Below are 14,018 nucleotides of genomic sequence, written 5' to 3' on the forward strand. Positions count from 1 at the left end.
GCCCCAGGATTTCAGCTACACATCACAAATCGCCGGGGCCGCTCTGCGGCCCGATCGCGACACAAGGCCGCTCCTACACGTGTTGTGCTCGGTCAGCTATCGGTGGAAACCGGCTGCTTCAACAGCAATACATAAGCCAGCGCCGCCACCGCCGCGACCACGGCACTGATCAGGAAAGCCGAAGCAAACGACCCGGTCTGCTGGATGCTGAACCCGGTCACAATCGGTGCCACCGAGCCCGCCAGGTAGCCGCCGAAGTTCTGGATCGAGCCAAACGAAGCCACACGCCGGCTATCGACCACGGTGTTGGCAATCATCCAGGCAGTGGAGCTGGCCATGTTCACGCTGAACAGCGCGCAGCACAGCAGCGCCACGCTGAGGATGAAGCCACTGCCGAACGAGAGCGGCACGGTGAATACCGCCGCCGCGAACAGCGCGCTCACCACTACCCGCTTGCGGCTACCCAGCACACTGGCGCCGTGCTTCACCAGGCGGTCGCAGACGCGGCCAGCGACTATGGTGCCCAAGGCGCCAAACACATAAGCCAGCGATACCACCCAGGCCGTCTGGTACAGGCTCAGGCCATGCTCACGTTCAAAGTAGCCCGGCAGCCAGGTCAGGTGCAGCCACAACATATAGATCACACCCATGAAGCCCAGCACAGCACCCCAGGTGCTCTTGTGGCGGAACAACTCGGCCCACGCCGCCAGCTGTTCCTTCATGCTCGGCCTGGTGCTTGCCACTGGCTGTTTGTGGGCCTGGGCCGCCAACAGCCGTTCACGCTCTTCGGCGGGCAGCTCGGCCAGGTAGCGCTCCTTGCTCTTGTAGAAGGCAAACCAGCAGGCGGCGAGCAGAATGCCGAACACCCCGGTAACGATGAACATGCCGCGCCAGCCCCAGGTGACCATCAGCAGTGTCAGCAACGGCGGCGCCAGGCATGGCCCGATGCAGGTCGATGACAACACGATGCCGGTCGGCGTGCCGCGCTTTTCGGCCTCGAACCACTCCGCCAGCGCTTTTGCCGCCGACGGGAACATCGGTGCCTCGCCAATCCCCAGCACCACTCGCAGCCCGATGAAAGCAGAAAAACTGTTGATCAGGCCGGAGGCCGTCTGCGCAACCGACCAACCCAGCAGAGCCGCCCCCAAGGAGATCTTGCTGCCAAGGCGGTCGATAATCATGCCCAAGGGCAACTGCGAGAAAGCGTACGCCAGGGAAAACGCCGACAACAGAATGCCCATCTGTGACGGCGTGATGCCCATGTCGCGCTGGATCGAGGTATTGGCAATCGACAGCGCACTGCGGTCGACGTAGTTGATGATGCCGATCACCAGCAACAGGCTGACGGTGATGACCTGGTATTTGCGGAAAGGGTTCGAACTGGCGACCGCTTCCGGCGAGCGGCCAAGCTCGGCTTGCGCATACTTGGTATTCATGGGCGTTCACTTTTGTTGTTATTGGTTGAACAGCGGAGAGCGAATTACATGGACGCTTCAAGCAGCCACTGGTAGTCCTCGGCAGACGCCTCCCGCGGGTTGGTGCGGTGGCTGTGGTCGGCCAACGCGCCCTGGATGATGCGCGGGAACAGGTCCTCGCTGACGCCCAGTTCGCGTAGGCCGGTCGGCAGGCCCAGGGTACGGGTCATGTGGCGGATGGCATGTTCGATCTGGCTTTCATCGACCAGCCCCATCGCCTGGGCGATGCGCGCCATCTTGTGCTCGGTCATTACCGTTTCGGCCTGGCGGTTGAAGCTGATGACAGCGGGCAGGAAGATTGCGTTGAGTGTGCCGTGGTGCAGCTGCGGGTTGATACCGCCCAGCGCGTGGCTGAGGCTGTGCACGCAGCCCAGGCCCTTCTGGAATGCCAGCGCGCCTTGCAGCGAAGCGCTCATCATGTTGATGCGCCCGTCCAGGTTGCCCGGTTCGCGGGTGGCGCTTTCGATGAAACGCCAGGCGCGCCACAGGCCGTCCAGGGCGATGCCGTCGGCGGGCGGGTTGAACGCCGGCGCCATGAAGGTTTCCAGGCAGTGAGCAATCGCGTCCATGCCGGTGGCGGCGGTGAGCGATGCCGGTAGGCCAAGGGTCAGCGCCGGGTCGCAGATGGCGGCCTTGGGCACCACGTGGGGCGAAATCACCCCCACCTTGCGCCCGTCGTCGAGGATCAGGATAGCGCCCCGGCCTACCTCGCTGCCGGTGCCGGCCGTGGTCGGCACAGCGATCACCGGCGCGGTTGCCGGTGTGATACGGGCCAGCCCGCCCTCGATCACCGCAAAGCTTTTCAAAGGCCCTTCGTGCCTGGCACACACGGCCACCCCCTTGGCCAGGTCGATTGCCGAGCCGCCGCCAATGGCGATGATGCCGTCACAGCCGCACTCCAGAAACATGGCCACGGCTTCACGCACAGCGTTCTCGTTGGGGTTGGGCGGCGTGCCGTCATAGATCGGCAGTTGCGCGGTGCTGTCACTGAAGGTGTTCAACGCCGCATCGACGATACCGGCAGCACGCACGCCACGGTCGGTCACGATCAAAGGTTTGGTTATACCAATGCGCTCACACTCAGCGGGCAGGCGGGCAATAGCGCCAATTTCGAATTGGATCTGGGTAATGTAGTTGATCTGGGACATGGGGCCTCCGCAGCCTCCTGGCATTGTTGTTATGGGCGGTTCAGCCGCACTGGATGCGACACCGTGCAGCGCCAGTATAGGAATGCGCGCCTGGCCATGGTATTGAGAACAATCCATATCGGTATAACCTGGACGCATACCAGATGACCCCGTCACTCAATTCGATCATGTCCCGCCTGCACGCCCGCCACCTGCGCCTGCTCATCGAACTGGACGAACACCGCTCGCTGCTGGGTGCGGCAAGCAGTGTCGGGCTTACCCAGCCTGGTGCCAGCAAGGCGCTGCAGGAAATCGAAACCACCTTCGGCACGGTGCTGTTCAACCGCACCAACCGCGGGTTGGAGCCCACGGCTGCCGGGCACTGCGCCATCCGCTACGCGCGCGTGGTGCAAACAGACCTTTCCAACCTGCGGCATGCCCTGGATGCGATCCTGCGCGGGGTCGGTGGCCGGCTGGCAGTGGGGGCAATCATGGGCGCCGTGCCGTTGCTGATGAAGGCCGTGTCACAGCTCGCCAGCATCCAGCCGCAGATGTCGTTCGAAATCATCGAAGACACCAGCCAGTCGTTGCTGGCGCAGATCGAGAGCGGCCGCCTGGACATCGCCCTGTGCCGTACCAGCGTCAGCAGCACACCGCAGCTGTTTGCCAGCACGTTTGTGCAGGACGAGACGCTGGCGGTCATCGCCAATATCGACCACCCGCTCAAGCACGCGCCAAGCCTGAGCCTTGCCGAGCTGGCCGAGAGCCGTTGGATTGTGTACCGGGCCAACATGCCGATGCGCGTGCAACTGGAGCGCGAATTCCACGATGCCGGGTTGCGCTTCCCCCTGCACCTGGTTGAAACCACCTCGATCCTGGCTACCTTGTCGCTGCTGCAAAACCGCCCCGACTTCGTCGCGCTGGTGTCGATCGACGTGGCTCGGCAATGTGCGATGAATCAACAGGTCAGCATTCTGCCCCTGAGCATGGGCTCGGTAAGCGACCCGTACGAACTGGTCACCCGCAAAGGCAGCCAGGCGACACCGGCCATGCACACGCTCACCGAACTGCTGCTGTTGCAGGGCCGACAGTGCAGCAACAGCCAGGCCTGACGTGCCCGCGAACACCGGTGCAGCCGGTGCCATGCACCGCATTGGATTCTTCGCGGGCGCGCCCGCTCCCACAAGTACTGCGCAGGTACGGGCGCTAGTCAGGTGCGCGAACTGGAAGCGCCGCCGGGCCTCAAGGTCTGCTGCCGACGTGCTCCGCCTCGCCACCTACACTCCATTGACGCAAATCAAGCCGTCGTAGCGGGTTCGCGAGACGATGGCTGCAAGCAAGGAATGAATCAAGCACCGCCAAGCGCACCGTGCTCAAGGCTTTGCCATCGATCACTGTGCGCGGCCTTGGATAAGGAACCCCATATGAGCCCGCTGAATCACATCCTGGTAGCCACCGACCTGTCACCGTTTGCCCGCAACGCAGCAGAGCGCGCTGCCTACCTGAGCAAGTCGCAACAGGCCTCACTGGACCTGCTATACGTTGCCAACCCGGCGCCCTTCGAGCGCCTCAAGCAGCTGGTGGTGCCTGATCACGACCTGTTGAAGCGCGTACTGGATACTGCCGGCGAAAAACTGCACGCACTGGCTGCATTGCTGTTCCAGCGCTATGACATTTCTGCTGGCGTGCAAGTCGCCAACGGCTCGGTAACCACGGAAATCACCCGGGTGGTGCAGGACAAGCGCAGCAACCTGCTGGTGTGCGGGGCCAAGGGCCAGAGCGTGGCGCGGCGCCTGCTGCTGGGCTCTACCGTGCAGAACATGCTCAACCGCATGCCCTGCCCTTTGCTGGTGGTCAAGCCGGCCCCCCGCGATACCTACCGCACCGTGCTGGTTCCAGTCGATTTTTCACCTGTGTCGCTGCGCGCCATCGAACTGGCCAAGGCGGTTGCGCCGCAGGCCGAGATCATTCTGCTGCATGTGTACGAAGCCCCCTTCGAAGGCAGCATGCGCTTTGCCCACATCGACCACGACACCCTCACCCACTACCGCAATGTCATCCGCAAGGATGCAGTGAAACAATTGGCCGAATTGAGCAAGGCTGCCGGCGTGGCCGATGCCCGGCAAATGGTGGTGCATGGTGACCCTGGCTGGCGTATTGCCGAGCAGCAACAGGAGCTGGAGTGTGACCTGATCGTGGTCGGCAAGCAGGGTGCGAGCGCGCTGGAAGAGCTGTTGGTTGGCAGCGTCACCAAGCATGTACTGAACGAATCGCAGTGTGACGTGCTGGTTTCGCCATAGCTTGCAGGCTGTATCGAGGGCGCTGAATGGGCATCGCCTGCAATGGCACTGCCATGAGCCGGGCACCGTCCAGGCAATATCACCCGCAGGCTTTGTAAAGAGGTACGACGGACGGCTACGGTATTCATTCCGAACCGTGAGGCCTGCGCCAGGCCAGCAGCTAAACTTTTCTGAATGCCCTGCCCCCCTTCCCCAGGGCACTCATGAGGGTTCCCAGATGGCCACCATCATCGGCACCGGCGGTGCCAACACGCTGACAGGGGGTGCCACGGCCGACACCCTGATTGGGCTGGGAGGCAACGATATTCTCGATGGCGGAGCTGGCAACGACCTGTTGATCGGCGGCAGCGGCAACGACACCTACCGCTACGGGCGCGGCTATGGCAACGACGTAATCGACAACTCGGGCGGCAACAACAAAGACGTCGACCTCATCCAGTTGACCAACCTCACGGCCAGCCAGATCCGCCTGACCCGCATAGGTAATGATCTGGTGCTCAGCGTACTGGCCAGCGGCGAAACCCTCACGGTCAGGCAATGCTTCCTCGATGCCGACCATGCCATAGACGGCATCGTGTTTGCCGACGGCACCCGCTGGGGCGTCAGGGAAGCACTGGCGAACCTGTATTACCTGCCTGTCACCCCCACCGAAGGCGCAGACATCATCAATGGCAACCCCACTGACGACACCTTGTTCGGGCTGGGTGGTAACGATCAGCTGTTCGGCAACTATGGCAACGACACGCTGGATGGCGGTGCCGGCAACGACCGCATGGAGGGTGGCCAGGGCAATGACACCTATGTGGTGGGCGCCGCTGGCGATGTGGTGGTCGAGGCCGCTGCAGCCGGTGATGACCTGGTGCGCGCCAGCATCAGCTACACCCTGGGCAGCAACGTTGAACGCCTGACCCTGACCGGCAGTGGCAACCTCGATGGGGTTGGCAACGCGCTGGACAACACCCTCACCGGCAACAGCGGCAACAACCGCCTTGATGGCGCCGCAGGCAACGATGTACTGAACGGCGGTGCTGGCAATGATGTGCTGCTCGGCGGCGCTGGCAATGATCGCCTCAATGGCGACGACGGCAATGACATCCTCGATGGCGGCGCAGGTAACGATACCCTGGCAGGCGGCGCGGGTGATGACATCTATATCGTCGACCAGGCCGGCGACACGGTCAGCGAGGGGTTTGCCGCCGGCACCGACACCGTACGCAGTTCACTCAACTACACCTTGGGCGCCAACCTCGAGAACCTTGAACTCACCGGTGGCGGCAACCTCAATGGCACCGGCAACAGCCTGGACAACCTGCTGACCGGCAACACCGGCAACAACCGCCTCGACGGTGGTGCCGGCAACGATGTACTGGCCGGGCGGCGCGGCAACGACACCTACGTCTATGGCCAGAATTACGGCAACGACCAAATCGACAACAGTGGCGGCGCCGCCAATGACGTCGATACCTTGCAACTGGTTGGCCTGAACAGCAACCAGGTGCGCTTTGTGCGCCTGTCGAATGACTTGCAGATGCAGGTGATTGCCACGGGCGCGACATTGACCGTGAAAGGCTTCTACCTGGGTAGCGACAACGAGATAGACCGGGTGCGCTTCGACAATGGCCTGACCTGGAACACCGCGCAGCTCAAGGCTGCGGTTGTTGCGCTGCCGAACGCTGCGCCCTCCTCGACCAATGACAGCCAGGCCACCCTGGAAGACACGGCGTTGGTATTGGCTGTGGGCGACTTTGGCAGCTACTCAGACCCCGAGGCAACACCACTGGCCAGCGTCAGGATAACCAGCCTGCCTGGCGCAGGCAGCCTGCAGTTCAGAAGCGGCAACAGCTGGGTTGCAGTGGTGCAGGACCAGGTCATCAGCAAGGCGGACCTGGATGCCGGCAACCTGCAGTTCCTGCCAGCCGCCAACGCCAACGGTGCTGGCTATGCGATCATCGGCTTCAAGGTCAGTGACGGCCAGGCGTTCTCGGCCAATGCCTACACGTTGAGTATCAACGTGACTACGGTGAACGATGCGCCAACAGTCAGCGGCCCGATCACTTTGGCCGATGGCACGGAGGACCAGGCTTACACCCTGACCCGCGAGCAGTTGCTCGGCACCGCCAGCGACGTTGATGCCGGTGAAAGCTTGAGTGTGCAGAGCGTAACCGTGGCGAGTGCAGACGGCACGGTGACCGCCAACCCGGATGGCACCTGGACCTACACACCAGTGCTGGACCGCAATGGGCTAGTCAGCTTTGCCGTGGTGATTGCCGACCAGGCCGGTGCGACGGTATCAACGTCCGCCAGCTTGAACCTGATAGCCGTGCCCGAAGCGCCAACGGCAGTAGCAACGGTGACGGCGCTCAGCAATGACACTGGCATCGCTGGGGATTTCGTCACTCGGGAGGCGCTGCAAACGGTATCAGGCACTTTCACTGGAAGCCTGGCTGATGGCGAGCGGATCGAGGTGACAGCGGACGAGGGGCAAACCTGGGTAGCCGCCTTGGTAGATGCCGCGCAACACACCTGGAGCGCCGAAGGGGTGGTGTTGTCCGAGGGCGATAACCTGCTCCGGGTGCGAACGATCAATGATCTGGGCCAGGTCCAGTCCGGTTTTAGGCACGGTTATCTGTTGGATTTCACCGCAGACAGTGGCAATGATCTTCGGCTGACCGTACCGGACAATCAAATCAACGCGGTGGAAAAACATGCTGTTGGCTACAGCATTCAAGGCCTTGATCCTGATGCCACTGCGTCGGTGGTATTCCGCGATCAAAGCGGGCATGAGGCCGTGGGTGTCAACGGCCTTGTCGATCTCTCAGGGTTTGAGGATGGGCCTGTCGGCGCATTAGTCACGGCAACTGACATAGCAGGGAATACATTCACCACCGGGGTAATTGTAGGCGGAGGCTCACAGACAACGTTAACATTCGATAACCTCCCAACAGGTTCCTCTGTCGGCACTCAGTATGCTGGCGTGATTTTCACCTCGCCGATAGTCATACAAAGCCAGCCCGGCCTCCCCGCCCAGTCAGGCGCCCAACTGGCATATAGCGACGAAGGGTTGATTGATATCAGCTTTTCCGCAGGCTCCGGCAACATCAGCAGGGTCAGTGCATATATCAGCTCCACTGCAGGGGCAACAATCACCGCCTACAGTGCCAATGGTCAGGTCTTGGCACAAACATCTCTTTCGCAAGCAAACAATTCACTTGTATCACTAACATCAAATTCTCTGCCTATCAGCCGAATCGTTATAGACGGCGAAGGCTCGCCGATTGCATTGGATACACTTAATTATCAGGCATCGGTAACACCTACCCTGCTGTTGGACAGTTCAGCTGATCGGGATCTACCTTTGTCAGTTAGCGTTGATGACGCCACTGTCGGCGCAGCCCTGAAAACATCAGTGCCCTACACCATCACCGGCCTCGATGGTGATGCCGTGGCCATCGTTACCTTTAGCGATGGCAGCCATTCCGTTACAGGCAACAACGGCCGTGCCAATCTGTCCGGGTTGAGCGACGGCCCGATATCAGTAACCGTCACCGCTACCGACGCTTTCGGTAATACCGCTACCGGCATCGGCACCCAGCTGCAACTCGACACCCTGCAGGCAGTACCGGAAGGGCCGACGGCCTTGGCTACCGTTACGTTCCTGAGCGATGACACAGGCTTGGCAAACGATTTCATTACCCGCTTGCCAGTTCAGACAGTCAATGGCACGTATACGGATGTACTTCACGACGGTGAGAAGCTTCAAGTAACCGCTGATGGCGGCAATACGTGGGTTGATGCAGCAGTGTCCCCGGATAACCATGCATGGACGGCGTTGATCGACCTTGTCTCTTGGCATAACAGGCTAGACGTGCGTGTTATCGACACAAGCGGCAACATACTGGCGGGCGTAGGCCATGATTACAACCTGGATGTCAGCGCCGATACGGAGCAGCCAGTGGACGTGAGCTTCCCGGACCTCAACATCGACGCAACGGAGAAAGCAGCCGTTGCCTACGTGTTGTCCGGCCTGGATACGGATGCAACAGCAGCCCTGACCTTCCGCGACAGCGCAGGCCACGAGGCCCTGGGGCACGACGGTGTCGTGAATCTGTCAGGCTTTCAAGCGGGCAAAGTCAGTGCAACACTGGCAATTGAAGATATTGCGGGCAACACCCTAGCTCGCGAAGTAGGTATTGGCACAACCACGCATATTAACTTTGACAACCTTGCCGACGAAGTAGCCATCACCAATCAGTTTCAAGCTCAGGGCGTCCTTGTCCATGGCGCGAATTCAATTAATGCTGCCTTTTTGGGACTCACCGCTCACTCAGGAACTCAAGTGGCCTATTCACCTAGTGGGCTCATGACATTCAACTTGTCGACCGCCGATATAAAAACAGTGTCAGCCTATGTCACTGGCCCCGCTGATGTCGGAATATTCGCTTATGACGCTAACAATACGCTTGTCGGACAAGCGCTGCTTCCAGCTAACGCCCCGGCAAATACCTTCCTGTCTGTAACGTCCAATGGCCTTTCGATTTCCAAAGTCGAAATACATGATGGCGGAGCCTCATTCGCTATTGATGACTTCACAGCGATTACTCGCGCTGACCTCACCATAACAAGCAGTGCCGATGCCCCCCCAACCAACCCTGTCAACGGAGACAGCACCGACAATACGCTTCAAAGCACCTCGGCCATCGACGTGTTCACCGGCGGAGCCGGCAACGACACCTTCCAGTTCGCTCAACTTCCAGGCACCCAGCCTGACGTGATCACGGACTTCTCCCCCGGCAATGACGTGGTTGCCCTTGCCGCAGGCGTGTTCGACCTGCATGGCCAATCGATCGCCGATACCTTGGCCAACGTCACCGGAGCCGCACAGGAAACCACAGGCGCGCAGCTGATCTTCAACCAGGACAATCACACGCTGTATTACGATGCCGACGGTGCTGCCAACGGCAACGCAGTGGCAATCACCGTGATTAACGGGGTGTCGAACCTGACACCGAGTGATCTGCAAGTGTTTGGCTGAAGTATCAGCGCCTTCGAGATCGAGCGCCGCCCGCGCGGCGCTCGATCAGTGCCTTACGCCGTTGCACTGATCCTTCAAACCGGGACAGACAACCCCACCTTGACCTTGTCCAGCACAATCAACGTGCGGTAGGTCAGGATGTCCTCGTTATCGGCAAAGTGCAGCCTGACCAGCTTTTCGAAATGCGCTACGTCACGTGCAAGCATGACGATCATGAATGAAACCCCGCCATTGACGAAGTAACACTGCTGTATCTCTGCCACATTGGCGAAATAGCGCTTGGCGCGGTCCATCACCAGCGAGCGGTCGTCACGCAGGCGCGACTCGACAATGGCGGTAATCATCTGGCCGACACTCTCCGGGGCGATGACCGCCGTGTTGGTGGCGATCACCCCGCTTGCCTCCATCTGCGCGATGCGGCGCTGCACGGCAGGCGTGGACAGGCCGATGTCCTCGGCAATGGCGCGCTGCGAGGTTTTGTTGTCTTGCTGAAGCAGCCGCAGTATGGCGTGGTCGAAGCTGTCCAGCGGCCGGTTGGCGGAGTCACTCATTTTCGGGTTCCAAAGAAAGCAGTTCACTCGTCAAGGGCCTATTTTCACAGCAATTGCTTCGCAGGCCGAGCACTAAAATGGCGCCTTGAACGTTGCTGGAGCCACGCGTGAACGCAAAAAATGCTGGAACCTACGCCCCTGTCGGCGCCGCCATCGTCGCCCTGGTGTCCGTGCAGACCGGTGCTGCCCTGGCGAAAACCCTGTTTCCACTGGTAGGCCCCGACGGCGTGGCGGCCCTGCGCCTGGGCCTGTCAGCCGTGATCCTGCTGGTGGTACTGCGGCCCTGGCGCATCTGGCGCCAGGCCAACATGCTTCACCTGCTGGGCTACGGCTTGATGATGGGGCTGATGAACGTTCTGATTTATCGGGCCTTCCTCTACATCCCGGTAGGCATCGCGGTTTCCATCGAAGTTATCGGCCCTTTGGGGGCAGCCTTGCTGACTTCACGGCGCCGCACCGACTTGCTGTGGATCGCCTTGTCGGTCGCCGGGCTTACCTTGCTGCCCTGGGGTGCGGGCAGCCACGGCCTCGACTCGCGCGGCGTGATGTACGCGCTGGCAGCTGCCTTGGCCTGGGGGCTGTATGTGCTGCTCGGCAGCAAAGTGGCAGTTCACGGCAAGCAAGCGGTCGCCACCGGGATGTTGTTCGCAGCGTTGCTGGGTGTACCATTTGGCGCCAACCAGGCGGGGGCTGATCTGCTGGCGCCGTGGGTCCTTATGATTGGGGCAGGCGTTGCCCTGCTCTCCAGCACAGTGCCCTTCCTGCTCGACATGTACGCGATGCGGCACCTGCCACCGAGCATTTTTGGCGTGCTGCTCAGCGCTTCGCCCGCAGCCGGTGCATTAGCCGGCTGGCTGATCCTCGATGAGGTGCTGGCACTTACCCAATGGCTGGGCGTTGCAGCGATTGCCATGGCCTGCGCAGGCGCGGCCCTGGTGGGGCGTCGTCGCTGATAGCAAGCGCTCTACCCAAGGCGTTTCATCGATTGCGCTGATGTTTACTATCAAGCGGCCTGCCTGTTGGCCTGGCAGGGCCGTCCCTATAATCGCCTGCAAATCTCCCCGCTCCTGCGCCTGCTACAGGCGACACCCCTCATGGAACCGAACCCCATGCCAAGCAACCGCCAGGCCCCTCGCGGCCTTCCCGAACATAGCCAACAGAGTGTCACGCAGCAGTGGCTGGCAATCCTCTCGGTAGCCGTGGGTGCCTTCGCCCTGGTCACCAGTGAATTTCTGCCGGTGGGCGTGCTCAACGACGTCGCCAGCGACCTTGGCATCAGTGCCGGCCTTGCCGGCTTGATGGTGACCCTGCCTGGCATCATGGCCGCACTGGCCGCACCTTTGATTTCCGTAGGCGTAGGTGCACTGGACCGGCGCTACCTGCTGATCGGCCTGACGCTGATCATGATCATCGCCAACGCCATCGTGGCCTACGCCGGCGACTTCAACCTGCTGTTGGTCGGCCGCGTGCTGCTGGGTGTGAGTATCGGCGGCTTCTGGGCGACCGCCATCGCCCTCAGCGGCCGCCTGGCGCCTGATGGCATGGGTGTAGCCAAGGCCAACTCGATCATCATGGCTGGGGTAACGCTGGCTACGGTTGTGGGCGTGCCCGTGGGCACCTGGCTGAGTGGCCTTATGGGCTGGCGCATGACCTTCCTGGCCACCGCACTGGTGGGGGTGCCCGTGCTGCTGGCGCAGGTATTCTTGCTGCCGCGGCTCTTGCCGGAAAAGGCCATTCGCATCAGCGACCTGCCGGCCTTGTTCATCAACCCGCAAGCGCGGGTCGGGTTGATCGCCGTGCTGCTGATTGGCCTGGCACACTTTGCTGCGTACACCTATGTTGCACCGTTCTTCAAACAGAATGCCGGCTTTGATGGGCCTACGATTGGTTCATTGTTGCTGCTGTACGGCGTGGCCGGGTTCATGGGCAACATTTTCGCCGGCTTCGCTGCCAACCGCAGCGTGCGCCACACCTTGATGCTGGTAGCGCTCATGATTGCCGTCAGCACCGCCCTGTTCCCGCACTTTGCCACCGGCATGACCGGCGCAGCGATGCTGATCGCGCTGTGGGGCTTCGCCTTCGGCGCGTTCCCGGCCTGCGCCAATATCTGGATGTTTGTCGTGGCGCCCAAGGATGTCGAGCGTGGCATGCCGCTGTTCGTGGCCATGTTCCAGGTGATCATTGCGCTGGGTTCGTTCTTTGGCGGGCAGGTGGTCGACCACATGGGCACCGCAGTGCTGCTGAGCCTGGCCACGGCGCTGGTGGGCTGCGGCTTTGTCACGGTGCTGGTGTTGGGGCGCAACGTCAGCAACAGCCTGGCGGCGCAGCCGAGCTAACACCGGCAATGCCGGTGCCATATACCGCGTGGGATTCTTCGCGGGCTTGCCCGCTCCCACAGGTACTGCATCTGCCTTGAAGGCTGTGGGGATCCTGTACGAGCGGCTTTAGCCGCGAACACCGGCAACGCCGGTGCCATCCACCGCGTTGGGTTCTTCGCGGGCAAGCCCGCTCCTGCAGGACAATGCTGCGGCCTGGCCCTGTGCTTCAGATGCCTCCGCCGTAGCGGTACTGCCAGACAATGCCGGCAACATCGTATTCACTGCCAGTACGGGTATGCGCACCCTCACTTGCAAACAGCTTGATCGAGTTCCTTCGATTCAAGGGCAGCGTAAGGGTGCATCCATAGCGCGTGTGTTCCTGGAAGTCATGGTTGCCGACGCCATCGACAGAGGTGTTTCCACCCGCGAAATAGGTCCCGTCCAGCGAGCCCCAGACACCGTTTTCAAAGGCATAGATTAAATGCACCTGTGTCTGGTACATCGGCCGCTGGGAAAATGTATGGTCGCCAAGGTACTCGTGATTGTCGGTGTAGAAAGTTGCCGCCCCCGACAGCTCCAGGGTCACCGGCCCCAGGCGTTTGGAAACACCGATTTCAGGCTTGAATGACCAGCGATTGTTGCCCAGGTTGACCAGTTTGCTGGAGTCGTACTGGCCAAGCGGCGCCGTGACCGCAAGGCTGGTGCCGATAATCACATCCTGCTGGTAGCTGGGGAACTCGGCCAAGGACAGCGCCGGGGCGCCATACAGGTTGACCGAAAATCGCACCCTTGGGTCGATCAGCCCGGTGACCTCACGCTCCCTGGGTTGGCCAGCGAACAGCGCAGAGCCCGACAACCTGGCCTCAGGCACGACCACATCGAACTTTGCCGAACGGCCCGCGACTTCCAGGGACCTGGCAAAGGCAAATACGACGGTCTTGATGTCGAGCTTGGCATCCTCGAGCGGCACCGAGGGGTTGGCGGTGACGTTGCCGTGCAGGTCGCTATAGCCCATGAGCAGGAAGTTGATACCGACCGGCGTATTGGCGTACGACCTGGGCTCAAGATCCTCTGCAACAGCGCCATGGGCCAACATGATCAGCGATGCCGACAGGAAGCGCACCGCCCTGGTAACGCAGGGTTTGTGTTTCGCCCACATTCGCGTGCTTCCTGTCAGGCCCCGGGGTTTCATTTAATGTTGTAGTTGATCTGCAA

The 14,018-nt window shown here is 61.2% G+C and carries 9 protein-coding genes; 5 read left to right on the forward strand and 4 right to left on the reverse strand.

Annotated features, from left to right (window positions below):
- Positions 1-92: 92 nt before the first annotated feature.
- Together ABE456_RS12175 and ABE456_RS12180 are read right to left on the reverse strand one after the other, a co-directional pair.
- Complete coding sequence (locus ABE456_RS12175) at positions 93-1,436, reverse strand: MFS transporter (RefSeq protein WP_346644140.1); 1,344 nt, start codon at positions 1,434-1,436, stop codon at positions 93-95.
- A gap of 44 nt (positions 1,437-1,480) precedes the next feature.
- Positions 1,481-2,623: an iron-containing alcohol dehydrogenase gene (locus tag ABE456_RS12180; RefSeq protein WP_346644141.1), complete on the reverse strand. Its 1,143-nt coding sequence runs from the start codon at positions 2,621-2,623 to the stop codon at positions 1,481-1,483.
- Positions 2,624-2,766: 143 nt separating this feature from the next.
- On the opposite strand from ABE456_RS12180, the gene ABE456_RS12185 reads away from it, so the two are divergent.
- The 3 genes from ABE456_RS12185 to ABE456_RS12195 all read left to right on the forward strand — a co-directional run bounded on the left by ABE456_RS12185 (position 2,767) and on the right by ABE456_RS12195 (position 9,934).
- On the forward strand, positions 2,767-3,714 hold the full coding sequence (locus tag ABE456_RS12185) for a LysR family transcriptional regulator (RefSeq protein WP_346644142.1): 948 nt from the start codon (positions 2,767-2,769) through the stop codon (positions 3,712-3,714).
- A gap of 312 nt (positions 3,715-4,026) precedes the next feature.
- Positions 4,027-4,902: a universal stress protein gene (locus ABE456_RS12190; RefSeq protein WP_346644143.1), complete on the forward strand. Its 876-nt coding sequence runs from the start codon at positions 4,027-4,029 to the stop codon at positions 4,900-4,902.
- Between the two features lie 217 nt (positions 4,903-5,119).
- Complete coding sequence (locus ABE456_RS12195; protein ID WP_346644144.1) at positions 5,120-9,934, forward strand: cadherin-like domain-containing protein; 4,815 nt, start codon at positions 5,120-5,122, stop codon at positions 9,932-9,934.
- Positions 9,935-10,008: 74 nt separating this feature from the next.
- Here the strand turns inward: ABE456_RS12195 and ABE456_RS12200 are convergent, their stop codons facing one another.
- Positions 10,009-10,485, reverse strand: coding sequence for an Lrp/AsnC family transcriptional regulator (locus ABE456_RS12200; RefSeq protein ID WP_346644145.1), 477 nt, complete (start codon positions 10,483-10,485; stop codon positions 10,009-10,011).
- 107 nt (positions 10,486-10,592) lie between these two features.
- Here ABE456_RS12200 and ABE456_RS12205 point away from each other — a divergent pair, with 107 nt between their 5' ends.
- The gene (locus tag ABE456_RS12205; RefSeq protein WP_346644146.1) at positions 10,593-11,438 is read left to right on the forward strand and encodes an EamA family transporter; all 846 of its coding nucleotides are present in this window, start codon (positions 10,593-10,595) and stop codon (positions 11,436-11,438) included.
- Positions 11,439-11,594: 156 nt separating this feature from the next.
- Positions 11,595-12,821 (forward strand): MFS transporter, encoded by a 1,227-nt coding sequence (locus ABE456_RS12210; protein ID WP_346644195.1) that lies wholly within the window; start codon positions 11,595-11,597, stop codon positions 12,819-12,821.
- Positions 12,822-13,029: 208 nt separating this feature from the next.
- On the opposite strand, the gene ABE456_RS12215 is transcribed toward ABE456_RS12210, so the two are convergent.
- A complete protein-coding gene (locus ABE456_RS12215; protein WP_346644147.1) occupies positions 13,030-13,962 on the reverse strand; it encodes a transporter in 933 nt (310 codons plus the stop codon).
- Positions 13,963-14,018 lie beyond the last annotated feature (56 nt).

Source organism: Pseudomonas sp. TWI929 (assembly GCF_039673335.1).
Classification (GTDB): Bacteria; Pseudomonadota; Gammaproteobacteria; order Pseudomonadales; family Pseudomonadaceae; genus Aquipseudomonas.